Source organism: Brevibacterium metallidurans (genome assembly GCF_037101285.1).
Taxonomy (GTDB): domain Bacteria; phylum Actinomycetota; class Actinomycetes; order Actinomycetales; family Brevibacteriaceae; genus Brevibacterium; species Brevibacterium metallidurans.
The window spans coordinates 282,170-306,818 of the sequence record NZ_BAAAAF010000002.1 but is presented as its reverse complement, the minus strand read 5'-3'; the positions used below and the strand labels follow the sequence as shown (position 1 = coordinate 306,818).

Below are 24,649 nucleotides of genomic sequence, written 5' to 3'. Positions count from 1 at the left end.
CCAAAAACCACCCGTGCACAGGTAGTTTTTGGAGCTGAGCGGGCGTTGTATTGAGCCAAGGGTAGTGTGTGCGGCCTCGGGTGGTGCGTGGCGCGGAGGGTGGTGCATGCGCCGACAGCCGCAGCGACCGCGAACCCTGTCGAACCGGACGCCGCAGCGAACTCGAGCCCCGTGAAGCCGCGCGCCGCATCGCTCCGCGCCCCAGCGTGCCCCAGAGCCTCACCACCCGCACCCCGGGCACGCGAAACGGCCGCCGGGCGATGTCACCGACGACCGTCTCTGCATGGGGATGCGCGATATACGCGCATTGCCTACGCGCTGGGTACACGCATTGGGTACGCGCTTCGAGGCTCGCAGCCGAGACGCGCGCGTGAGGGGAGTGCCTGGGTATCAGGCCTGGGCGGAGTAGACCGCGTTCTCGGCAGGCTGGACGACGACGAAGCCCGGACCGTGGAAGGCGAGCTGGATCGATTCGCCCGAACCGCGGCCGAAGAACGATCCGACGCTGACGTCGGTCTTGATCTGCGGGGCCAGCGACGACGACCAGCACACGGCCGACTGCGGGTCGACGAAGGTCGGCTGCTGCGAGGCGTCGAGGACCATTGGGTCGCCCTTGCAGCAGATCGCCGCCGTGCCGGTGCCGCTGAGTTCGAGGTTGAACAGACCCGAACCGCTGACAAGGGCACCGACGCCGCCCTTGATGCGCTTGATCTCCCACGCCAGGGCGTCGTCGAAGGCGAGCAGGTTCGAGGTGTTGACGGTCAGCGCGTCCTGCTGCCCTTCGAGCGACATCATGAAGATGTTCGAGGCCTCGCGGGCGAAGAAGACCTCGCCCTGGCCTTCGACGCGCATGACGTTGCCGCCCTCGCCGGTGGCCGCCTTCTTCATGAACTGGCCCATCGACTTCGACCCCTGGTGGGAGAAGCGGACATCGCCCTGGTAGGCGACCATAGCGCCCTTCGTGGCGATCATGGGAGCGTTCGGCGTGATCACCGTGCGCAGCATCTTGCTCGACTGCAGCGTCCACCGATCCTGGTTCTGAACCTCAGCATTGCGCTGCGCAAAGAGCTCACTTCTCATGGTCGTCTCATGCCTTTCGTTCCGGTTGGGACCGATTGTCCTTCCCCTGCGACGACTCAATGATATGCGGCTGCGACCGCGAAACGCCGAAGCTTCGTGTGTTGGATCTGGAACACGGACGACGAAGGCGGGATCGGGAGTAGTCCCGATCCCGCCTTCGTCTCTGCAGCCGCCGACTCGCGCCGGCTGGCAGATCAGGCCTGCGGTTCGAACTCGATCGCTGCCACGGTGATCCCGTCACCGCCGACGTCGGTCTTCAGGCTGTGCACCCGACCGGCGGCCTTGAGGTCGCCTTCCGCCGAGGCGACGGCCCCGGTGATCTGGGCCGGAGCCTCGATCGTGAGGCTGAGGATCGGGGTCTTCTGGGACACCTTCGCCTCGGTCTTCGCGCGGCGGATCTCGGTGAGCACCGCGGCGACGGAGGCGAGCAGCTGCGGGTCGACCGACCCCATCGGGTCGATGAGCTGCTCCTTGCCCGGCCACGGCGCCCGGTGGATGGACCCGGTGCGCCACCACGACCAGACCTCCTCGGTGACGAAGGGCATGAACGGGGCGAAGAGCCGCAGCAGGACATCGAGGGCCGTGGCGAGGGTGACATGGGCCGAGAGCTGGTCGTCCTCGCTGCCGGCGCCGTAGGACCGGTCCTTGACGAGTTCGACGTAGTCGTCGGTGAACTCCCAGAAGAAGCTCTCGACGACCCGCAGCGCATGCGCGTAGTCGTAGGCGGCCATGTGCTCGCTCGCGGTCGCAGCGACCTCGCCGAGGCGGACGAGCAGTGCCCGGTCGAGGTCATGGGTGACCGCGCCGACCTGGCCGACGAGTCCGGCATGGACGCCCTGAGCGAGCGCGAACTTCGAAGCGTTGAGCAGCTTCATCGCCAGACGACGGCCGATCTGCATCTGCGAGACGTCGTACGCGGTGTCCGCGCCGAGCTTCGCACTCGCCGCCCAGTAGCGCACGGCGTCGGGACCGAACCCGGGCTTCGCCTCGGCGAGGATGTCCGAGGGGACGACGACGTTGCCCTTCGACTTCGACATCTTCTTCCGGTCGGGATCGAGGATCCAGCCGGACAGTCCCGCATGCTTCCACGGGGCCGCATCGTTGAGGGAGTTCGCGCGCACGACCGTGGAGAACAGCCACGTGCGGATGATGTCGTGTCCCTGCGGGCGCAGGTCGAAGGGGAAGACGGTCTCGAAGAACTTCTCGTCCCGGCTCCACTTGCCCAGCAGCTGCGGGGTCAGCGACGACGTCGCCCACGTGTCGAGGACGTCCGGGTCGGCGGAGAACCCGCCGGGCACATCCCGCTGCTCCTCGGTGAAGCCGGCAGGCACCTCGGCGATGGGATCGACGGGCAGCGACTGCGGCACGATCGGGTTCTCGTAGTCCGGCTCGCCGGCCTCGTCGAGGCGGTACCACAGGGGGATCGGCACGCCGAAGTAGCGCTGCCGGGACACGAGCCAGTCGCCGTTGAGGTTCTCGACCCAGTTCTCGTACCGGGAGCGCATGAACGACGGGTGCCAGTCGATCTCGCGGCCGCGGGCGATGAGCTCATCGCGGAGCGCAGCAGAACGACCGCCGTTGCGGATGTACCACTGGCGGGAGGTGACGACCTCGAGCGGTTTGTCGCCCTTCTCGTAGAACGGCACCGGGTGGGTGATCGCCTCGATCTCACCGACGAGATCGCCGGAGTCCCGCAGCATCTCCGCGATGTCCTTGCGGGCGGTGAACGTCGTCTTGCCGGCCAGCTGCTCGTAGTTGGCCACGGCATCGGACTTCGGGGAGTCGCTGATCCACTCAGGGACCTCGAGGCTGAGGCGTCCGGCGCGATTGACCACGGCCCGGGTCGGCAGGTCGAGTTCGCGCCACCACGTGACGTCGGTGAGGTCGCCGAAGGTGCAGACCATGGCGATGCCGGTGCCCTTGTCGGACTTCGCGAGCTCGTGGGCCCTGACCTCGACCTCGACGCCGAAGAGCGGGGAGACGACGGTGGTGCCGAAGAACGGCTGGTAGCGCTCGTCCTCGGGGTGGGCGACGAGGGCGACGACGGCCGGGATGAGCTCGGGCCGTGAGGTGAGGATGATGATCGGATCGACCGAGGTGTCGGCGAGGCCGTCGGTGCCCTGCGGGAAGAACTTCACCTTGTGATAGGCGCCTTCCTTCTCCCGGTCCTCGAGTTCGGCCTGAGCGACGGCGGTGCCGAAGGTGACGTCCCACATCGTCGGGGCGTCCTGCGAGTACGCGTGTCCGCCGGCGAGATCGGCGAGGAACGCCCGCTGGCTCACCGCCCGCGAGGTGTCGTCGATCGTCCGGTACGTGTACTTCCAGTCCACCGACAGCCCCGTCGAGCGGAAGAGGTCCTCGAAGACCTGCTCGTCCTCGGCGGAGAGGCGTTCGCAGAGTTCGATGAAGTTCTGCCTCGACACGCGCTCGAAGTCACGGGAGTTCTTCGCCGGCTTCGCAGGCGGCACGAAGTCCGCGTCGTAGGGCTGCGAGGGATCGCAGGTGACCCCGTAGTAGTTCTGCACGCGCCGTTCGGTGGGCAGGCCGTTGTCGTCCCAGCCCAGCGGGTAGAAGACGTTCTTGCCCTGCATGCGCTGGTAGCGGGCGATGATGTCGGTCTGCGTGTAGGAGAACACGTGTCCGACGTGCAGCGACCCCGAGGCCGTGGGCGGGGGAGTGTCGATCGAGTACACCTGCTCGCGATCGGTGTCGGCGTCGAACGCGTAGACGTCCGATTCTGCCCAGGCGGCATCCCATTTGTCGCGAAGTCCTTCGAGGGCCGGCTTGTCCGGCAGGCTGACCGACTCGTGCGTCGAGTCTCCATAGGCAGGTGAGTTCATAGTTGTCGATTTTCCCACTCGCGCCCCGACTCGCCAAACCGGTCCCGGCCGCGTTCCTCACCGCGTGCTGACCTGCCGCTGAACGCGAGCTTGGGACGCACCGACGAGGGGAGATGAGACGATGGGGCCATGGCGACCTTGGACAGAATCGGCACAGAGAATCCGCCGCCCACCTCGACGGGCTGGATTAACCCGGCCCGTGCGTTCGCGATCGTCGCCGTCGTCGCCATCCACTCCCTCGGCACGGTCGTCGAAGCGAACTTCGCAGGTCAGGGACCCGACTGGTGGCTGGCGAACATCATCGACTCCGCGTGCCGGTGGTCGGTGCCGGTGTTCATCATGATCTCCGGCGCCCTCGCCCTCGATCCGCGACGGGGGACCGAACCGCGGAAGTTCCTGTCCAAGCGGGTGTGGCGCATCGGCATCCCGCTCGTCTTCTGGACGATCGTCTACGTCGCCTTCCGCCGGTTCTACCTCCTGGGACCCGACTCCGACTGGAACGCCTTCCTCGCGATCCTCTCCGGATCCCCGTTCGTCCAGCTCTACTTCCTCTACGTGCTCGCCGGCCTCACCCTCCTCACCCCGTTCTTCCGCCTCCTCAGCGTCCACGGCTCGCGGCGCCTGCAGTGGGGGACGGGACTGATCTTCCTCGGCATCGGCATGGTCGACCAGTTCGTGTCGATGATCTTCTCCGTGGGGGAGGCGAACATCGCGACCCGGTTCCTGCCGATGGCCGGGTTCTACATCCTCGGCTGGGTGCTGCGCGACGTCGTCCTCACCACGCGGACCGTCATCTGGGCCTGGGTCGCGTTCATCGCGGCGACGGCCACGACCGCCCTGTGGGCGGGCTTCGGACCCGGGGAGAAGCCGTGGCTCTACCCGTACGAGTACCTCTCCCCGGGAGTCGTCGTCGCCTCGCTCGCGGCCTACCTGCTCCTCCACCACTACATGCGCACCGGATTCCGCTTCCTCCACTGGTTCTACCCGTACTCCTTCGGCGTCTTCCTCCTCCATCCCCTCGTCCTCTACCCCCTGCGCAACCTCATCGGCCTGCCCACGACCGTGCCCGGCGTGCTCCTCCACGCCTTCGTCATGCCGATCGTCTACACCGTCATCTGCGTGGCCGTGACCTGGGTGGCGGTGAAGATCCCCGGAGTGCGCGCCGTCTTCGGCGAAGGCGGGCCCCGCAACCCGCACTCCTCCCCACCGAAGGCGTCGTCCTAGGCATATCCTCGCCGAGGCGACCGCCGGGATCCGCGATCCGGATCGACCCAGCCCACCTCGGATGCTCCTCTAGACTGGGCGCACATCGTCGTCAACGAGAACCGACGAACTCAGGCGGATGCGAAGGAGCAGGACACATGGAGACTCTGCGGGCAGTGGTCACAGGAGCGAGTTCGGGCATCGGCGCGGCCACGGTGCGCGACCTGCGGGCACAGGGCTGGGACGTCGTCGCCGTGGCCCGGCGCGCGGACAAGCTTGCCGACCTGGCCGAGGAGACCGGTGCGAGCACGATCGTCGCCGACCTCACCGACGACGAGGCCGTGGCCGCGATGGCCGCCGAGGTGCTCGCCGGCGGACCCGTCCACGCCCTCGTCGCCAACGCCGGTGCCGCGTACGGCACCGACACCGTCGCCGAGGCCTCCGTCGAGGGCTGGCGGGACATGTTCGACATCAACGTCCTCGGAGTGCTGCGCGTCGTCAAGGCCTTCCTGCCCGCGCTCATCGAGTCCGGACGCGGCGACATCGTCGTCATGTCCTCGACCGCAGGCCACCAGGCCTACGAAGGCGGAGGCGGGTACGTCGCGGCCAAGCACGGCACCCACTCGATCGCTGCGACCCTGCGCCTCGAACTCGCCGGCGAGCCGGTCCGCGTCATCGAGATCGCCCCCGGCATGGTCGCCACCGACGAGTTCACCCTCAAACGCGTCGGCGGCGACGCCGACCGTGCCGGCAAGGTCTACGAAGGCGTGGAGAACCCCCTGACCGCCGAGGACGTCGCCGACGCCGTGACGTGGACGCTCACCCGCCCTCACCACTTCAACGTCGACCTCATGGTCATCCGGCCCATCGCTCAGGCCGCCCAGCACAAGGTGGCCCGCAACCGAGGTCTGTGACTGCCGACCAGACATGGTTCCTGTGCGCCCACTCACGGGCGATCTCGGCGCAGATTCCACCCGGGAGGTTCCGCACATTCCCGTGTGACCCTCCCGCGGCGGGTGGTCGCAGGCTCCGGGCAGGGTATAGAATCGTGTGTGCATCGATCCGGCCATCACCGGGGAGCATCCGGAAGAACGGCGACCCGCCTCGGCGAGGGAGGTCGCCCAGTAGAACCGGACGGTCGGACCCGTCATCGTCCCCTCAATGAGCGATCCGCGCTCGGTCGGCGCACGCGCCGGCGGATGCGGATAAGCGGGGTGGTACCGCGGCAGCGATGTCGTCCTCGCGGACAGTGACCGCTGCTACGCACAAGGACGCTCATGACGCAACCGCTCTACCCCAAGGTGTCGACCTCCGCCTTCGGCCTCAGCGCCTCCCCGAACTTCCCGGAGATCGAGCGCGCCGTGCTCGAGTACTGGAAGCAGGACGACACGTTCCAGGCCTCGATCGACGAGCGCGACCCGGGCGAGAACGGCTCGAACGAGTTCGTCTTCTACGACGGTCCTCCCTTCGCCAACGGCCTGCCCCACTACGGCCACCTGCTCACCGGCTACGTCAAGGACGTCGTGCCCCGGTTCCAGACGATGCGCGGGAAGAAGGTCGACCGTCGCTTCGGCTGGGACACCCACGGCCTGCCCGCCGAACTCGAAGCCGAACGTCAGCTGGGCATCACCGACAAGTCCGAGATCGGGCGGATGGGTCTCGCCGCCTTCAACGACGCCTGCCGCGCCTCCGTGCTGCGCTACACGCAGGAGTGGGAGGAGTACGTCACCCGCCAGGGACGGTGGGTCGACTTCGACAACGACTACAAGACGCTCGACGTCCGGTACATGGAGAGCGTCATCTGGGCGTTCAAGCAGCTCTGGGACAAGGGCCTGGTCTACGAGGGCTACCGTGTCCTGCCCTACTGCTGGAAGGACCAGACCCCGCTCTCGAGCCATGAGCTGCGCATGGACGACGACGTCTACAAGATGCGCCAGGACCCGGCGGTGACGATCGGCTACAAACTCGTCGACGCGGACGAATGGGTCCTCATCTGGACGACGACCCCGTGGACGGTGCCCTCGAACCAGGCCGTGGCCGTCAACCCGGAGATCCCGCTCGTCGCCGTCGTCCCCGGCCCTGACGGTGCGCCCGAACTCCAGGGCAAAACCCTCATCCTCGCCGAGGCGCGCCTGAGTGCCTACGCCCGTGAACTCGGGGAGAACCCCGAGATCCTGCGCACCTTCCCCGCCGGTGAGCTCGTCGGCCGCGAGTACGAACCGCCGTTCCCCTACTTCGAGGGACGCCAGGACGAGTACGGGCAGCGGATGCACACGATCCTCTCCGCCGACTTCGTCACCACCGAGGACGGCACCGGAATCGTCCATCAGGCGCCGGCCTTCGGTGAGGAGGACAAGGAGCTCACCGACTCCTACGACATCCTCGCCGTGCGCCCCGTCGACGACGCCGGCCTCTTCGATGCGCTCGTGCCCGACTACCAGGGCGAGCAGGTCTTCGACGCGAACCGACCCATCATCCGGGACCTGCGCGACCACACCGGTCCGCTCGAGGGCCGTCACGCCCTGCTCGTGCGCCACGAGAGCTACGAGCACTCCTACCCGCACTGCTGGCGCTGCCGGAACCCGCTGATCTACCGCGCGGTCTCCTCGTGGTTCGTCCGCGTCACCGAGTTCAAGGACCGGATGGTCGAACTCAACGAGCAGATCAACTGGGTGCCGGAGAACGTCAAGTACGGCCAGTTCGGCAAGTGGCTCGAGAACGCCCGCGACTGGTCGATCTCGCGCAACCGGTTCTGGGGTTCGCCGATCCCCGTGTGGATCTCCGATGACCCCACATACCCGCGCACGGATGTCTACGGTTCGCTCGCGGAGATCGAAGCCGACTTCGGCCGCCTCCCGGTCAACGACAAGGGCGAGGTCGACCTCCACCGTCCGTGGGTCGACGACCTCACCCGTCCCAACCCGGACGACCCGACTGGCAAGTCGACGATGCGCCGGATCCCGGAGATCTTCGACGTGTGGTTCGACTCGGGCTCGATGAGCTACGCCCAGGTCCACTACCCGTTCGAGAACGCCGAATGGTTCGACAACCACTTCCCGGCGGACTTCATCGTCGAGTACATCGGCCAGACCCGGGGCTGGTTCTACCTCCTCCACGTCCTCGCCACCGCGATCTTCGACCGCCCGGCGTTCCGCAACGTCATCTCCCACGGCATCGTCCTCGGCTCCGACGGGCAGAAGATGTCGAAGTCCCTGCGCAACTACCCCGACGTCAACGAGGTCTTCGACCGTGACGGCTCGGATGCGATGCGCTGGTTCCTCATGGCGTCGTCGATCCTGCGCGGCGGCAACCTCGTCGTCACCGAACAGGGCATCCGCGACGCCGTGCGCCAGGTCGTGCTGCCGCTGTGGAACACGTGGCAGTTCTTCGCCACGTACTCCAACACCGCGGACCCTGCGGCCGGGGTCGGCGAAGCCGGGGACCGTTCCGGTTACCGCGCACAGAAGCGCTTCGAGTCCTCCCAGGTCCTCGACCGCTACCTGCTCGCGAAGACCCATGACCTCATCGCCGACTTCGCTGAGGCCATGGACGACTTCGACGTCTGGGCTGCCTGCGAGATCGTCCGCAGCTACCTCGACATGCTCACCAACTGGTACGTGCGCCGCTCCCGGCGCCGCTTCTGGTCGGGCAGTGCCGAGACGCACGAGACCTTCGACGTGCTCTACTCGTGCCTCGAGGCCTTCTGCCGGGTCGCGGCCCCGCTGCTGCCGTTCACGGCCGAGGAGATCTACCGCGGGCTCACCGGTCACCGCTCGGTCCACCTCGAGGACTACCCGGACGCCGAGGCGTTCCCGGCCGATCCCGAGCTCGTCGCCGCGATGGACCTCACCCGCGACATCAGCTCGACGGCCTCCTCGGTGCGCAAAGCCAACCGGCTGCGCGTGCGCCTGCCGCTCAACCGCCTCGTCGTCGCCAGCGGCGAGCACCTGGGCACGGAGTTCACCGACATCATCGCCGATGAGCTCAACGTCCGCACCGTCGAATCGCTCGATCTCGCCGAGGCGGAGGCCGCCGGGTTCTCGCTGTCGCAGAACCTCGTCGTCAACGCCCGTGCGGCAGGTCCCCGCCTGGGCAAACAGGTGCAGGCGGCCATCAAGGGCTCGAAGTCCGGTGACTGGTCGGTGAGCGAGGACGGAGTCGTCACCAGCGGCGGCATCGAACTCGTCGACGGCGAGTACACCCTGGAGTCCGTCGCCGAATCCGGTTCCGAGGGCATGGAGCTCGCCGCCCTCGACTCCGGCTTCCTCGCCCTCGACACCCGGGTCACCCCGGAACTCGAGGCCGAAGGGGTCGCCCGGGACACGGTGCGCGCGATCCAGGGCATCCGCAAGCAGCTCGACCTCAATGTCGCCGACCGGATCACCGTCGTCGTCGAAGCCGAGGACGCGGTCACTGCGGCGCTGCAGGCGCACCGGGACCTCATCAGCACCGAGACCCTGGCGACCGGACTCGACTTCGCCTCGCTCGACGGCGCCGCCGAGGTCTTCGCCCCCGAAGAGCTTCCCAAGGGAACCCGGATCACGGTGGTGAGGGCATGAGCTCGGAGGCACTTACCCGCGTGTACGCAGCCCTGCTCACCCGGGCGGGGGAGACGCAGATCGAGGTCCGCCTCGATGCGACGAAGCGCGCCGTCGAACTCCTCGGCGACATCCACCGGGCCGCGCCCGTCATCACCGTCACCGGCACCAACGGCAAGACCTCGACGGCGCGGATGATCGATGCGATCCTCACCGCCCACGACCTGCGGGTGGGCCGCTTCACGAGCCCGCACCTGCATTCGGTCACCGAACGGGTCTCCGTCGACGGCGCCCCGGTCCCGGATGAGGACTTCGTGCGGATCTTCGATGAGATCGCCCCCTACCTCGACATCGTCGACGCGGAACTCGCCGAGGCGGGTCGGGCGCGCCTGACGTACTTCGAGGTGCTCACGATCCTCGCCTTCGCGATCTTCGCCGACGCTCCCGTCGACGTCGTCGTCGCCGAGGTGGGCATGGGCGGGGAATGGGACTCGACGAACGTCGCCGACGCCGAGGTGTGCGTGTTCACCCGCATCGGCATGGACCATCAGGCCTTCCTCGGCGACACCCTCGCCGAGATCGCGGCGACGAAGGCCGGCATCCTCAACCGTTCGATCGACCCGAGCCCGGCCCCCGAACCGACCGCGGTCATCGCCCTGCAGGAGGACGAGGCTCTCACGGTCCTCGACGCCGAGGCGGCCGCACGCCGTGTTCCCACGCTCGTCGAGGATCGGAACTTCCGGCTCCTCGAGCGGCAGCGGGCCGTCGACGGTCAGCTCATCTCCGTGCAGGGTCTGCGCGACGTCTACAGCGACCTCTTCCTCCCGTTGCACGGCGAGCACCAGGCGCACAACGCCGCGGTCGCCCTCGTCACCGCTGAGACCTTCCTCGGCGATGAGGACAAGCCGCTCGACCGCGACACCGTGGCCGAAGGGCTGTCCCATGTCACCTCGCCCGGGCGCGCCGAACTCGTGCGCACGGGACCGGCCGTCCTCGTCGACGGGGCGCACAACCCGGATGCCGCGCGTGTGCTCGCCGACACGATCGCCGAGGCGTTCGACTTCGACTACACCGTCATCGTCCTCGGCATGCTCGCCGACAAGGACGTCCACGGCGTCCTCGAGGCCCTCCACCGCTCCGCCGATGCCTTCGTCGTCACCGCACCGGTGAGCGATCGGGCGCTGGAGGTCGACACGCTCGCCGCAGCGGCCCGCGAATGGGTCGACGAGGATGCGGTGCTCACAGCACCCGACCTCAATGCGGCGCTGATGAAGGCCTTCGACCTCGTCGAAGCCTCCGCCGCCGAGAGTCCGGGAGTCATCGTCACCGGGTCGCTCTACACCGTCGCCGAGGCGCGTGTGCTCCTCGGTCGGGAGGAGGGGGAATGAAGTCGAAGTATCCCGTGCTCGCCGGGTCGATCCTCATCTGCGAACTCGTCGTCGTCTACTTCGCCGCACTGACCGCCTTCGGTCTCACGGTGAAGACGAACGGCACGCTCACCCTGCCCCAGCTGCTCATCGGGGCCTCGGCCATCGCCGTGGTCGCGATCGTCGCCGTCGTCCTCCTGCCTCGGCGGATCGGGCAGCGGCGCCCCGGGGTGGCCATCGGCTGGTTCGTCCAGGTCCTCCTCGTCGCCACCGGCTTTATCATTCCCGCGATGTTCTTCGTCGCAGCGATCTTCGTCGCGATGTTCGCGGTCTCGGTCTACTGGTCGGCGCGCATCGATCGTGAGGTCGTCGAACGCGCAGCACAGGGGTGACTCGGGCGCGGGGACCTGCGTCGGACGCGTAGGACTGCGTCCGGCACCGATCCTGCGTCGGGCGTCGATTCTGCGCTAGTAGACTTGCCCTCGTTGATCTCTTCGACCGGAAGGACCGGAATGGAACGCACGCTCATCCTCATCAAGCCCGACGGAGTCGCCCGCGGGCTCGTGGGACAGATCCTCTCGCGCATCGAAGCCAAGGGCTACACGATCGATGCGCTGAGCTTGCGCACGGCCACCGGTGAGGAACTCGCCGCCCACTACGCCGAACACGAGGGCAAGCCGTTCTACCAGCCGCTCGTGGACTTCATGTCGGAAGGCCCGATCGTTTCGATCGTCGCCTCCGGGCAGGGCGTCATCCCCGGCTTCCGGTCACTGGCCGGCGCCACCGATCCCACGGCGGCCGCTCCCGGCACGATCCGCGGCGACCTCGGACGCGACTGGGGCGAGAAGGTCCAGAAGAACCTCGTCCACGGTTCGGACTCGGAAGAGTCGGCCGAACGTGAGATCGCGATCTGGTACCCCGACCTCTGAGCACCGGCACCTCGGCGCAGTAGGTCTGGGAACTGAACTCCACCTCGGCGACAATCACGCGTCGGTGATGCTGGGCGCAACCGTCCGCCTCGGCGATGCTGGGCTGCGAATACCCCATCGGACAACTCGTCCGCTGGGGTATTCGCACATTCGCCACTTCTGGCCGGCGCACCCAGCCGGCCTAACCAGCAGCCGCAACCGGGCGCCGCGCCAAGCAAACGCACCCGAGCGCGAGCGGCCACCCCTCACCTCAAGCGGCTCGTCCTACCTTTGCACGGGTAGGACGAGCCGCTCCTTGGAAGTTTCGCTGAGCCAGACCGCGGAATACGCGCTAAGGGTAGGGATTGTGCCTCGAGGGGTGAAATGCGCGCACGGGTAGGAGATGCCGGTTCAGGCGGTTGGCCCACCTCGGGAGAGAGGGGAGGACCCGCCTCAGAAGAGGGTGGAGAAGAAGTTCCAGAACTGGATGACGATGCAGAAGGCGATGATGAGCAGCCAGACGACGGAGATCGCGATGTTCTCCCGGGCGAGCACCCGGACGACGGCATTGTCGCGGATCCCGGAGCCGAAGTTGCCGGCCAGCGCATTGTGGGCCGTGACCGCGCAGAACATCGGGATCGTCATCGCCCACACGACCATGCACCACGGGCAGCCGACGCCGATGACGTAGATCGAGGTGTAGAAGAGGAACATCACGAGGGTGACGCCGAGGGCGAGCCCGATGTTGAGCCCGACCATCACCCAGCCGGGAATTCGCGCCTTCGCGACGAGGAGGACGCCGAGGAGGAGCGGGAAGATGAAAGCCGCCACGCCGAGGAGCTGGTTGGGGAAACCGAAGAGCTGGCTCTGGGGGTACTCCATGACCGAACCGCACGAGAAGAACGGGTTGAGGTCGCACGAGAGCGAGACATCGGGGTTCTCGAGCTTCCAGTACTTCTCCACTGACAGGGCGAAGGCGGCGAGGAAGCCGACGACCGAACCGACGATGAGGAAGATCCCCAGCGCCGTGGGACGCAGCACCCACGACCGGATCGGTGTGCCGGTGGCGAAGTCGTCGTCGAAGGTCTCTTCTGCGGGCGCGGGTGCGGTGTTCACCCCTCAAGCATGCCCGGCCACGCGGAATGCGGCAAACCCACAGCGATCCCACCGCCACAGTCCCAGGCACTGCGATCGACGCACGGTACGGATCGGCGTGCCTGTCGCCGGGCTGGACCGGGGAGAACTGTGACATAATGGTGCGACGGATACCTGCCTCCACACCGGGCAGGCGACGTGCCTCCACCGAGTCGAGGGAACGGCCTCGCAGGTCGACACGAAGTTGAGGCAGCATCGACGGCCTACGCGCTGAGCGCGAGCCCGACATGCCATCCACAGGTTTCGGTCCGATCGCGGACCATGCAGGACACCGGTCATCCGTGTGGTGTGGACGGAGACTCCGGTCCAGGAGTGAACATGAACGATTCGACGAACGACAACGGCACATCGGATGCCACCGAGGGCATCCTCGCCGATCTCGCTGATCTGCAGGAGAGTGCCAACGCCGCACGCGGTGCGGACAGCCCGGTCGATGAGAGGGTCCGCGAAGAGCTCGACAGCCTCGCCGACGCCGCCGGCTCCCTGCGCGACGGCGCCGAGAACTCAGGCTCCGACACCGACGACGACCGGCCCCGCGGTCGCCGGGCACCGAAGAAAGCCCGCGACGCCGTGGCCAACCGCGGCCTCGTCTTCGAGGAGTTCGTCCGCGAGACCAGCCCCGAGGCAGCGGCAGACGACGCTGACACAGCCGACGACGAGTCCGAGCCACAGCCGCCACAGGCTCCCGCCTTCGACCCCCGCAACCCCTTCGCCGCCCCGGCGGCGCCCCAGCCGGCCGAGCCTGCGAGCCGTCCGGCTCCCGCCGTACCGCAGCACGGCGGACTGATCTTCCAGGTCCCACAGGCCGAACTCGCCGAGGTCGTCGTCGCCGACGATGACTACGACGACGAGGACGACGACCTCACCGACGACCGCGACCGCGACGAGCCCGAGAACCGCGAGACCCGCGATCGCGACTCCGATGACCGCGAGACCGACGACGACACGGAGTCCGGTGGCCGTCGCCGCCGCCGCGGCGGTCGCGGCCGCCGCTCGCGCAACCGCGATGAGGACGAGTCCGATTCCGAGAAGTCGGAGGCCGCGGAGTCCGAGAAGACTGAGAAGTCCGAGAAGACCGAATCCGACGACGAGCGTCCTGCCCGCTCGCGGCGTCGCGGTGACCGGAAGTCCGAGCGTCAGGACACCGAGAAGTCCGAGGACGAACCCGCCGACCGGTCGGGCGATACCGATGACGACAGTGATGACGAGGACGGCGGTTCGCGCCGTCGCCGCCGTCGCCGCTCCCGTTCGCGCAGCTCCGATTCCGACGAAGTCACCTCGCTCAAGGGATCGACCCGCCTCGAAGCCAAGCGTCAGCGCCGCAAGGAGGGCCGTGAGGCCGGGCGTCGCCGCCCGGTCATCACCGAAGCCGAATTCCTCGCCCGCCGCGAATCCGTCGACCGGACGATGCTCGTGCGCGAGAGCGGCGACCAGACCCAGCTCGTCGTCGTCGAGGACGGGATCGCCGTCGAGCACTACCTCAAGGAGAACCGCCAGCAGTCCTCGCTCATCGGCAACGTCTACCTCGGCAAGGTCCAGAACGTCCTGCCGAGCATGGAGGCGGCGTTCATCGACATCGGCAAGGGCCGCAACGCGGTCCTCTACGCCGGTGAGGTCAACTGGGACGCCCTCGGCATGGACGGCAAGGCCCGTCGCATCGAGACGGCGCTGAGCCCCGGCGACTCCGTGCTCGTCCAGGTGACGAAGGACCCTGTCGGCCACAAGGGCGCGCGCCTGACGAGCCAGATCTCCCTGCCGGGACGCTTCCTCGTCTACGTGCCCGGGAACTCGATGACCGGCATCTCCCGCAAGCTGCCCGACGTCGAGCGCGCCCGCCTGAAGAAGCTCCTCAAGGAGCTCGTCGGCGACTCCAACGGCGTCATCGTGCGCACCGCCGCCGAAGGGGCGACTGACAAGGAGCTCAGCCGCGACGTCGAGCGCCTGACCAAGCGCTGGGAGACGATCGAGAAGAAGTCGAAGTCGACGAAGGTCCTCGCCCCGCAGCTGCTCTACAGTGAGCCGGACATGATTGTGCGGATCATCCGCGACGTGTTCAACGAGGACTTCAACTCCCTCGTCATCGACGGCGACGGCGCCTGGGACACGATCCACGAATACGTCGAAGCGGTCGCCCCCGACCTCCTCGACCGCGTCCACCGCTACTCCGAGGACGAGGGCATCTTCGACCACTACCGGGTCGAGGAGCAGATCCAGAAGGCCCTCAACCGCACCGTCAACCTGCCCTCGGGCGGGTCACTCGTCATCGACCGCACCGAGGCGATGACCGTCATCGATGTCAACACCGGCAAGTTCACCGGTGCCGGGGGCAACCTCGAGGAGACCGTGACGCGGAACAACCTCGAAGCTGCCGAAGAGGTCATCCGCCAGCTGCGGCTGCGCGACATCGGCGGCATCATCGTCGTCGACTTCATCGACATGGTCCTCGAGTCCAACCGCGATCTCGTCGTCCGCCGCCTCGTCGAATGCCTCGGCCGGGACCGGACGAAGCACCAGGTCGCCGAGGTGACCTCGCTGGGTCTCGTACAGATGACCCGCAAGCGCATCGGCACCGGACTGGCCGAATCGATGGTCTCCGCCGGCGCCGACCTCACCGGTCGCGGACTCCTCCTGCCCGGTTCGGAGGAGGACGGGACGAAGGCCCACCGCGGCGGTCGTCCGTCGAACTCCGATTCGTCTTCCGGGAACAAGCGCGATCGCAAGCGCCGGTCGAACTCGAAGTCGGCCGAGACCGAGTCGCATGCGGAGTCGGCGGCGAACGAGGCCTCCCGGTCCGCGGTCGCCGCGATCGCGAAGGCGACGCTGAAGAAGGACGATGAGGAGACTCCCGCCGAGGCGGCCCCGCGAACTGAAGAGCGCGGAGAATCCGCGGCGGACGAGCGCACGGAGTCGAAGTCGAACCGGTCGAAGTCCCGGGGACGGAAGAAGTCCGCGAAGACCGAGAAGCCGGCCGAACAGACGCAGGCCGAGCCCGCGGCCGACCAGGCTCCCGCGGCCGAGCCCGCCGCTCAGCAGACGACAGCCGAACCCGCAGCGGCCGAGCCCGCCGGTGAGCTGCCGCTGATGATCGGTGCGGATACGACGACGAAGGTCGCCGTGGCGGCGCCGGAGGCAGCCCCGCGGCGCAGGGCGCCGAAGAAGAAGGCGGAGCCGGCCCCGCAGGAGTCGCTGCCGACCTCGTTCGTCATCATCGGCGAGGACTGAGCGACGGCGAGCACTGAGCCCGCCCGAGACGAGAACGAGCGCCCCGCGTCAGCCGACGCGGGGCGCTCGTCGCATCCGGGACTCAGGCGCCCGGCTGCTTGTTCCGCGTCGTGCTGATCGTCGGCTGCGCCGCCTGATCGCCGCAGAGGACGATCATGAGATTCGTGACGAGGTCGCTGCGTTCGGCATGGCCGAGCGTGACGATGTCGCGGCCTTCGATCTGCTCGATCGCGGTCTCGACCATGCCCACCGCGCCTTCGACGATGAGCTGACGGGCCGCGACGACCGCCGTCGCCTGCTGGCGCTGGAGCATCGCCCGGGCGATCTCCGGGGCGTAGGCGAGCTGCGTGATCCGCGACTCGATGACCGTCACGCCGGCCGAGGCGACGCGGGCCGCGACCTCCGCAGAGAGCTTCGAGGTGATCTCGTCGGCGTTGTCGCGCAGGGACATCCGGGCAGGGTCAGAGGAGTCGTAGGCATACGAGTTCGCGATGTGGCGCACCGCGGTCTCGGCCTGGATCGCGACGAACTCCTCGAAGTCATCGACCTCGAAGAGGGCCTGCGCGGTGTCCCTGACCTGCCAGACGACGACGGCGCCGATCTCGATCGGGTTGCCGTCGGCGTCGTTGACCTTGAGCGTCGAGGTCTCATGGTTGCGGATGCGCGTCGAGACCTGCTCCTTCGAATACAACGGGTTGACGAACCGCAGCCCCGACTGGCGCACCGTGCCGACGTAGCGGCCGTAGAGCTGGAGGACGACGGCCTGGCCCGGGGCCACCGAGGTGCAGCCCTTGAAGAGGAACATCGAGGCGATGAAGGTGAGCACGCCGAGGACGATGAGGATGATGCCGAAGCCCTGACCGGAGACCATCAATCCGAAGCCGATGAGCGCGAGGAGAGCCGCGACGACGAGGAGGCCGACGGCGGCGACGATCGCGAAGTACCCGGAGACCCCACCCGCGGGGCGTTCGCGCACCCGTTCGCCTTCGGGGGAGACGAGCCGGGTCGGGACACCCGGACCGTCCTGCCCGCGGGGCACACCCTGTCCTCCCGGTCCGCCGAGGTGGCCTGCAGGCCCCGGCCCGTGCGGGCGTCGGGGATCGTCAGGCGATGGCTGTGGCTGATTCTGTGACATGACGCCAGCCTAGGCCACAGGCGGCACCGTCCATCGTACGGCGGCGCCGAATATGTGATGCAGGTAACAGTTCTGTAACTGTCCGAATGACGGACGCGATTTCGCTTGATCCAGACTCCCCATTGCGGAACATTTGGGCCTCATGGACACACTCCTACTTGCCTCAGAGGCTCCCACATCACCTGTCGACGACGCCATCAACGCGTGGTTCGATCCGATCGCCACCTGGTTCTCCAGCGTCATCTTCGTTCCCGTGACCATCGGCGAGATCTCCTTCCCGTTCGTCGTCGCGTGGCTGATCATCGGCGCGCTCATCTTCACGATCTACTTCGGCTTCATCCAGTTCCGCGGCTTCAAGGTCTCCCTCGACGTCGTCCGCGGGAAGTACTCCTCGCCCACCGACCCCGGTGAGGTCACCCACTTCCAGGCGCTGGCCTCGGCACTGTCGGGAACCGTCGGACTCGGCAACATCGCCGGTGTCGGCGTGGCTGTGGCCCTCGGCGGTCCCGGTGCGACGTTCTGGATGATCATCGCCGGTCTGCTCGGTATGTGCACGAAGTTCGTCGAGTGCACCCTCGGCGTGAAGTACCGCGAGATCGACGAGAACGGCGTCGTCCACGGCGGGCCCTTCAAGTACCTGCCGGTCGCGTTCCGCCGCTTCTCCCGTCCCGTCGCGATGACGCTGACCGGCGTTTTCGCCGTCGCGATCCTCATCTTCGGCGTCGTCGGCGGCGGCATGTTCCAGGCCAACCAGACCTTCGCGCAGGTGCGCACCGCGACCGGCGGTGAGGACGGCTTCCTCGGCGGCCCGTTCGCCGGCCTGATCTTCGGCATCCTCTTCGCCCTCCTCGTCGGCCTCGTCATCCTCGGCGGCATCCGCTCGATCGCGAAGGTCACCGACAAGCTCGTCCCCGCGATGGGCATCTTCTACGTCCTGTCCTGCCTGCTCGTCCTCGCCATCAACTTCACCTCGATCCCTATGGCGATCGGGGAGATCTTCCAAGGCGCGTTCAACCCGCAGGGCATTGCCGGCGGCATCGTCGGTGTCATGATCATCGGCTTCCAGCGCTCGGCCTTCTCGAACGAGGCCGGCATCGGCTCGGCTGCGATCGCGCACTCCGCGGTCAAGACCCGCCGCCCGATCTCCGAGGGCTTCGTCGCCCTCCTCGAGCCCTTCATCGACACCGTCGTCATCTGCACCATGACCGCGCTGACGATCATCGTCGCCAACCAGCCCTCGTACACCGAATCCATCGGCACCGGCGAGATCGGCGGCGTCACCCTCGCCTCGGATGCGTTCTCGACCGTCGCCTCGTGGTACCCGGTGCTGCTGGCCATCGCCGTCGCCCTCTTCGCGTTCTCGACGCTCATCACCTGGGCCTACTACGGTGAGCGCGCGTGGAGCTTCCTCTTCGGTCGGAGCAAGGCGACGATCATGGTCTTCCGTGTCATCGTCTGCGTGTTCGTCGTCATAGGCTGTGTGGCCAGCTTCAGCAAGGTCGTCGAGTTCGCCGACGCGGCCCTGTTCATGTGCGCCTTCATCAACATCCTCGGCCTCTACCTGCTCATGCCGGTGGTCAAGAAGGAGATGAAGAAGTACCTCGCCGACCGCAAGGCCGGTACGCTCACCGACCCGGACACCAAGGACGCCGTCCCTGTCGAACAGCCCGCCTGAGTCAGCAGCCTGATTCAGCTCCCACTGCGCCCCGGGACCCGCCACGGGTTCCGGGGCGCAGTGCGTCACCGCCCGGTTAGACTGGTCCGGTGAACGACGACCATGATTCCCCGGCCCGCGCACAGGAGCGCCTCGTCCAGCTGCGCGGCAGCATCGACAACATCGACGCCGCCCTCATCCATTTGCTGGCCGAGCGGTTCAAGCTCACCGAGACCGTGGGGGAGCTCAAGGCCGACCACGGCCTGCCCCCGGCCGACGAGTCCCGGGAGGCCAGGCAGGTCGCGCGGCTGCGGCGGCTGGCCGAGGAATCCCACCTCGATCCCGAATTCGCGGAGAAGTTCCTCGCCTTCATCGTCGCCGAGGTGATCCACCATCACGAACGGATCGCGGAGTCCCGCGAAGCCTGAGTCGAGAGCCGAGCGTCGTGGGATCGGCGGTTTGCCGTGCCGGGCCCTCATCGACTAGACTCATACGTCGGTGCGATCTGACGCACCACGGCTGGTGATTCCTCTCAATGGGTCTCCCGCGGAAGCCTCGCTCCCGTCCGAGCCAAGGGATCAACCGCCGTTCGTTTGTGAAACAGCAGAAAGGGTTCGACCATGGTCTACGCCATTGTCCGTGCCGGTGGCCACCAGGAAAAGGTCAGCGTCGGCGACATCATCACAGTCAACCGAATGAAGGCGAAGGCCGGAGACAGCGTCGAACTCGATGCCGTCCTCTTCGTCGACGGCGATGCGGTCACGACCGATGCCGATGCCCTCTCGAAGATCTCGGTGAGCGCCGAGGTCGTCGATGAACTGCGCGGTCCCAAGATCGTGATCCAGAAGTACAAGAACAAGACCGGTTACAAGAAGCGTCAGGGCCACCGCCAGGACCTCACCCGTCTGAAGATCACGAACATCAAGTAAGAGGAGACACCTGACATGTCAAGCAAAAAGGGAGTCAGCTCGACCCGCAACGGTCGCGACTCGAACCCGCAGTACCTCGGCGTCAAGCGCTTCGGCGGCCAGGTCGTCAAGGCCGGCGAGATCATCGTCCGCCAGCGCGGAACCAAGTTCCACCCCGGTGCGAACGTCGGCCGCGGCAACGATGACACGCTCTTCGCACTCACGGCAGGCGCCGTCGAGTTCGGCAAGCGCAACGGTCGCAAGATCGTCAACATCGTCGGCGTCTGACCGACCGATACTGATCTTCCCCCGCTCTCGGGGGTGCATGAAGGGTGAGTCTCACGACTCACCCTTCATCTGATATAAGGACATTATGGCCACCGAGTTCATTGATCGCGTCACGGTCCACCTGGCTGCCGGTGACGGCGGAAACGGCTGCAGCTCCATCCGACGGGAGAAGTTCAAGCCCCTCGGCGGACCCGACGGCGCCAACGGCGGCCGCGGCGGCGACATCACCTTCGTCGTCGACCCGCAGACGACGACCCTGCTGCCTCTCCACCACCGTCCCCACCTCAAGGCCGACGGCGGCGGCATCGGCAAGGGCGACCTGCGCCACGGCGCCGACGGCAGAGACCTCATCGTCCCCGTGCCCGACGGCACGGTCGTGAAGTCGCCGTCAGGGGAGATCCTCGCCGACCTCGTCGGCCCCGGCACCGAGTTCGTCGCCGCGGCCGGCGGTCGCGGGGGACTGGGCAATGCGGCGCTGGCCTCGACGAAGCGCAAGGCCCCCGGCTTCGCCCTCCTCGGCGAACCCGGTGAGGAGGCCACGCTCGTCCTCGAACTCAAGACCATCGCCGACGTCGCCCTCGTCGGCTACCCGTCGGCCGGCAAGTCGAGCCTCATCGCGGCCCTCTCGGCGGCGAAGCCGAAGATCGCCGACTACCCGTTCACGACGCTCGTGCCCAACCTCGGCGTCGTCGAAGCCGGCGACGTGCGATACACGATCGCCGACGTCCCCGGCCTCATCCCCGGTGCCTCGGAGGGCAAGGGACTCGGCCTCGAGTTCCTCCGCCACGTCGAACGCTGCGCGGCCCTCGTCCACGTCATCGACATGGCCACGTGGGAACCCGGCCGCGACCCGGTCTCCGACCTCGAGGTCATCGAAGCCGAACTCGCCGCCTACTCCGTCGACCTCGGCGAGGGCGCGAACGATGTGCCGCTGTCCCAGCGCCCGAAGCTCGTGGCGCTGAACAAGGTCGACATCCCCGACGGTCGTGAACTCGCCGACATCGTCCGTCCCGACCTCGAAGCCGCCGGCTACCAGGTGTTCGAGATCTCCGCGGTCAGCCATGCCGGCCTGCGGGAGCTCTCCTTCGCGATGGCCGGACTCGTCGCCGCCGAACGCGAACGCCGCGCCGAACTCGAGGCCGTGCCCCAGCGCGTGGTCATCCGCCCCAAGGCCGTCGACGACAAGGGCTTCACGATCCGCGCCGAACACGATGCCGATGGCCCCGTCTTCCGCGTGCTCGGCGACAAACCCGAACGCTGGGTGCGCCAGACCGACTTCGCCAACGACGAAGCAGTCGGCTACCTCGCCGATCGGCTCGAACGCCTCGGCGTCGAGGAGGCGCTGTTCAAGACCGGTGCGAAGCCGGGCGACACGGTCGTCATCGGCGAAGGCGCCGGTGTCGTCTTCGACTGGGATCCCACGAGCGTCGGCGGTGCCGAGCTGCTCGGCTCCCGCGGCACCGACCTCCGCCTCGAAGAGGAGGCCCGCGCGAGCCGCAAGGAGCGCAAGGCCGCCTACCATGAGCGCCAGGACGCCAAGGCTGCCACGCGCGCGGAGTTCGAGAAGGAGCGCCTGGCCGAACGCGCCGCCCGGGAACGTGCGGGCACAGCGCCCGCCGAGGTCGAGTCCGCCGACGTCGAGTCCGCCGACGAGCAGTGAGGCCTGAAGATGAGGCGTCGGCGGTGCGTGCCGACATCGCCGGAGCCAAGCGCATCGTCATCAAGGTCGGCTCCTCGTCGCTGACGACGCTCGACGGCGGACTCGACGAGTCCCGCCTCATCGCGCTCACCGACGCGATCGCCGCCCACCGCGCCGGCGGACGCGAGGTCGTCCTCGTCTCCTCCGGTGCGATCGCCGCAGGCCTCGAACCCGTGGGCCTGCGCCGCCGGCCCCGGGACCTCGCGACCCAGCAGGCCGCAGCGGGCGTCGGGCAGAGCCTCCTCATGGCCGCCTACACGCGGGCGCTCGGCCGCTATGACCTCGTGCCCTCGCAGGTGCTGCTCTCCGCCGACGACCTCATCCGCCGCACCCGGTACAAGAATGCACAGCGGGCCATCGACAGGCTCCTGACCCTCGGCACCCTGCCGATCGTCAACGAGAACGACGCCGTGGCCACGGAGGAGATCCGCTTCGGCGACAACGACCGGCTCGCCGCCCTCGTCGCCCACCTCTCCCACGCCGACGCCCTCGTCCTCCTCTCCGACGTCGACGCCCTCTACACGGGACCTCCGAACCTGGAGACCTCCTCCCGGATCGATCACGTGGCCGGGCCCGACGACCTCGGCGGGGTGGCGATCGGGGGAGTCGGGGCGGCTGGGACCGGCACCGGCGGCATGGCCACGAAGGTCGACGCGGCCCTCATGGTCACCGATTCGGGCATCCCCGCGGTGCTCACCTCCGCCGACAGGGTCGCCGAGGTGCTCGCCGGGGACTGCGTCGGCACCTCCTTCTCCGTCACCCACCGTCGTCGCGGCACCCGGCTCCTGTGGCTGCGGCACCTCGCGAAGACCTTCGGTTCGGTGACGATCGACGACGGCGCCGAGGCGGCCGTGCGCTCCCGGGGGACGAGTCTCCTCGCCGCCGGAGTCGTCGGCGTCGACGGAGAGTTCGAAGCCGGAGATCCCGTCGAGATCCGCAATCTGCGCGGTGAGACGGTGGCCCGGGGGATGACGAACTTCTCCTCGGCCGAGCTGCCGATGATGTTCGGCCTGACCACCGAGGAACTTGGCACCCGGCTGGGAAGTGACTACCGTAAAGAAGTCATCCATCGCAATGATCTCGTTCTCACGCATGTGAGCGAGAGGAGTTAGTCCATGACCGCAGCAGCCGACATCCACCCCAAGACCGTGCGCGGGGTGACGAGGATCGCGCGGAACGCGAAAGCGGCCGCGGCCAGACTGGCGACGACGTCGACAGCGGAGAAGGATGCCGCACTGCAGGCGATCGCCGACGGCCTGCGGGAGTCCTCGGCCCGCATCGTCAAGGCCAACGAAGCCGACCTCGCCGCGGGCGTCGAGAACGGGATGAGCGAGTCCCTCCTCGACCGGCTGCGCCTCGACGAGGCCCGGATCGCAGCGATCGCCGACTCCGTCGAGCAGGTCATCGACATCCCCGACCCCGTCGGCACCACCGTGCTCGGGCGCACCCTGCCCAACGGCATCCGCCTCACCCAGTCCCGGGTGCCCATGGGCGTCATCGGTGCCATCTACGAAGCCCGCCCCAATGTCACCGTCGACATCGCGATCCTCGCCCTCAAGGCAGGCAATGCGACGATCCTTCGCGGCGGTTCGGCGGCTGAGCACTCGAACGCCGAACTCGTCGCGGTCCTGCGCCGGGCCGTCGAATCGGTCAGGCTGCCCGCGGACACGATCAACACCATCGACCAGTACGGGCGCGAGGGCGCGAGCGTGCTCATGAACTCCCGCGACTACGTCGACCTCCTCATCCCGCGCGGGGGTGCCGACCTCATCAACGCCGTCGTCCAGGACTCGATCGTCCCGGTCATCGAGACCGGCATCGGCAACGTCCACATGTTCATCGACTCCTCGGCGACGGTGAAGAACGCCGTCGACCTCGTCCTCAACTCGAAGACGCAGCGCCCGAGCGTGTGCAACTCGCTCGAGACCCTCCTCGTCCACGAGAAGGCCGCGAAGCGGGTGCTGCCGAAGATCCTCGAACGCCTCGAGGCGGCCGGCGTCGTCGTCCATGCCGATGCCGACGTCGCGGCCCTGGCGCCGGAGTCGATGCGGATCCGTCGGGTCTCCCGTCGCGACTGGGCCAAGGAGTACCTCGACCTTGAACTCGCCGTCAAGCTCGTCTCCGGCATCGACGAGGCGATCGAGCACATCCGCGCCTACACCTCCGGACACACCGAGGTGATCGTGACGAAGGACATCGACAATGCGGAGACCTTCGTCACAGCCATCGACGCCGCCGCCGTCGGCGTCAACGTCTCCACCCGCTTCACCGACGGCGGCGAGTTCGGCTTCGGCGCGGAGGTGGGCATCTCGACGCAGAAGCTCCACGCCCGCGGCCCGATGGGCGTCGAACAGCTGACGACGACGAAGTGGATCATGCAGGGCAACGGACAGATCCGCGACTGACCCCATGTCGCTGCATGCGCCGGCGACTGGACATGAGAAACTGAAGAGAAACCGCACCGGCCACCACCGGTCCACGACACAAGGAGCACCACCGTGAACGCAACTCTGCTGGCAGCCGCCGAAGAAGCAGCAGGCCACCCCGAGCTGCCGATGGAGCCGATCTTCTACGGCCTCATCACGCTCTCGATCTTCATCACCATGGCCATTGTGGCTCGGTCGTGGAAGGGCATCTCGTACCGCCACTGAT

The 24,649-nt window shown here is 67.7% G+C and carries 19 protein-coding genes; 15 read left to right on the top strand and 4 right to left on the bottom strand.

The window, feature by feature from the left end; all coding sequences use genetic code 11:
• Positions 1-390: 390 nt before the first annotated feature.
• Both AACX88_RS04075 and valS read right to left on the bottom strand, forming a co-directional pair.
• Positions 391-1,080 carry an AIM24 family protein gene (locus AACX88_RS04075; protein ID WP_339391822.1) on the bottom strand — a complete coding sequence of 230 codons (690 nt, stop codon included), beginning with the start codon at positions 1,078-1,080 and terminating at the stop codon, positions 391-393.
• A gap of 194 nt (positions 1,081-1,274) precedes the next feature.
• Positions 1,275-3,920 (bottom strand): valine--tRNA ligase, encoded by a 2,646-nt coding sequence (gene valS / locus AACX88_RS04070; RefSeq protein ID WP_339391821.1) that lies wholly within the window; start codon positions 3,918-3,920, stop codon positions 1,275-1,277.
• A gap of 129 nt (positions 3,921-4,049) precedes the next feature.
• Here valS and AACX88_RS04065 point away from each other — a divergent pair, with 129 nt between their 5' ends.
• From AACX88_RS04065 to ndk, 6 genes are all read left to right on the top strand, one after another.
• Positions 4,050-5,144, top strand: a complete 1,095-nt coding sequence (locus AACX88_RS04065) for an acyltransferase (RefSeq protein WP_339391820.1) — start codon at positions 4,050-4,052, stop codon at positions 5,142-5,144.
• Positions 5,145-5,281: 137 nt separating this feature from the next.
• Positions 5,282-6,037, top strand: a complete 756-nt coding sequence (locus AACX88_RS04060; protein WP_339391819.1) for an SDR family oxidoreductase — start codon at positions 5,282-5,284, stop codon at positions 6,035-6,037.
• Positions 6,038-6,400: 363 nt separating this feature from the next.
• Complete coding sequence (ileS, locus tag AACX88_RS04055; protein WP_339391818.1) at positions 6,401-9,682, top strand: isoleucine--tRNA ligase; 3,282 nt, start codon at positions 6,401-6,403, stop codon at positions 9,680-9,682.
• A complete protein-coding gene (locus AACX88_RS04050) occupies positions 9,679-11,049 on the top strand; it encodes a bifunctional folylpolyglutamate synthase/dihydrofolate synthase (RefSeq protein WP_339391817.1) in 1,371 nt (456 codons plus the stop codon). The genes ileS and AACX88_RS04050 overlap by 4 nt, the downstream gene beginning before the upstream one ends.
• Positions 11,046-11,420: a DUF4233 domain-containing protein gene (locus AACX88_RS04045; RefSeq protein ID WP_339391816.1), complete on the top strand. Its 375-nt coding sequence runs from the start codon at positions 11,046-11,048 to the stop codon at positions 11,418-11,420. Before AACX88_RS04050 ends, AACX88_RS04045 begins: the two co-directional genes overlap by 4 nt.
• Positions 11,421-11,540: 120 nt before the next feature.
• On the top strand, positions 11,541-11,957 hold the full coding sequence (gene ndk, locus AACX88_RS04040; protein ID WP_339391815.1) for a nucleoside-diphosphate kinase: 417 nt from the start codon (positions 11,541-11,543) through the stop codon (positions 11,955-11,957).
• A gap of 432 nt (positions 11,958-12,389) precedes the next feature.
• On the opposite strand, the gene AACX88_RS04035 is transcribed toward ndk, so the two are convergent.
• Positions 12,390-13,052, bottom strand: a complete 663-nt coding sequence (locus AACX88_RS04035) for a vitamin K epoxide reductase family protein (protein WP_339391814.1) — start codon at positions 13,050-13,052, stop codon at positions 12,390-12,392.
• 351 nt (positions 13,053-13,403) lie between these two features.
• Here AACX88_RS04035 and AACX88_RS04030 point away from each other — a divergent pair, with 351 nt between their 5' ends.
• Entirely contained in the window at positions 13,404-16,313 is a 2,910-nt protein-coding gene (locus tag AACX88_RS04030; protein ID WP_459891661.1) for an Rne/Rng family ribonuclease, read from the top strand.
• An 82-nt stretch (positions 16,314-16,395) separates the two neighbouring features.
• On the opposite strand, the gene AACX88_RS04025 is transcribed toward AACX88_RS04030, so the two are convergent.
• A complete protein-coding gene (locus tag AACX88_RS04025; RefSeq protein WP_339391812.1) occupies positions 16,396-17,448 on the bottom strand; it encodes an SPFH domain-containing protein in 1,053 nt (350 codons plus the stop codon).
• Between the two features lie 142 nt (positions 17,449-17,590).
• Between AACX88_RS04025 and AACX88_RS04020 the strand changes: the two genes are divergently transcribed.
• From AACX88_RS04020 to AACX88_RS03985, 8 genes are all read left to right on the top strand, one after another.
• On the top strand, positions 17,591-19,123 hold the full coding sequence (locus AACX88_RS04020; RefSeq protein ID WP_339391811.1) for an alanine/glycine:cation symporter family protein: 1,533 nt from the start codon (positions 17,591-17,593) through the stop codon (positions 19,121-19,123).
• Between the two features lie 89 nt (positions 19,124-19,212).
• The gene (locus AACX88_RS04015) at positions 19,213-19,530 is read left to right on the top strand and encodes a chorismate mutase (RefSeq protein WP_339391810.1); all 318 of its coding nucleotides are present in this window, start codon (positions 19,213-19,215) and stop codon (positions 19,528-19,530) included.
• Positions 19,531-19,722: 192 nt separating this feature from the next.
• Positions 19,723-20,031: a 50S ribosomal protein L21 gene (rplU, locus tag AACX88_RS04010; RefSeq protein WP_009375428.1), complete on the top strand. Its 309-nt coding sequence runs from the start codon at positions 19,723-19,725 to the stop codon at positions 20,029-20,031.
• A 15-nt stretch (positions 20,032-20,046) separates the two neighbouring features.
• The gene (gene rpmA / locus AACX88_RS04005) at positions 20,047-20,298 is read left to right on the top strand and encodes a 50S ribosomal protein L27 (RefSeq protein WP_339391809.1); all 252 of its coding nucleotides are present in this window, start codon (positions 20,047-20,049) and stop codon (positions 20,296-20,298) included.
• Between the two features lie 85 nt (positions 20,299-20,383).
• Complete coding sequence (obgE, locus tag AACX88_RS04000) at positions 20,384-21,958, top strand: GTPase ObgE (protein ID WP_339391808.1); 1,575 nt, start codon at positions 20,384-20,386, stop codon at positions 21,956-21,958.
• A 23-nt stretch (positions 21,959-21,981) separates the two neighbouring features.
• Positions 21,982-23,109, top strand: a complete 1,128-nt coding sequence (gene proB / locus AACX88_RS03995) for a glutamate 5-kinase (RefSeq protein WP_339391807.1) — start codon at positions 21,982-21,984, stop codon at positions 23,107-23,109.
• A gap of 3 nt (positions 23,110-23,112) precedes the next feature.
• Positions 23,113-24,402, top strand: coding sequence for a glutamate-5-semialdehyde dehydrogenase (locus AACX88_RS03990; protein WP_339391806.1), 1,290 nt, complete (start codon positions 23,113-23,115; stop codon positions 24,400-24,402).
• A gap of 93 nt (positions 24,403-24,495) precedes the next feature.
• On the top strand, positions 24,496-24,648 hold the full coding sequence (locus tag AACX88_RS03985) for a hypothetical protein (protein ID WP_339391805.1): 153 nt from the start codon (positions 24,496-24,498) through the stop codon (positions 24,646-24,648).
• The last annotated feature ends 1 nt before the right edge of the window (position 24,649 follow it).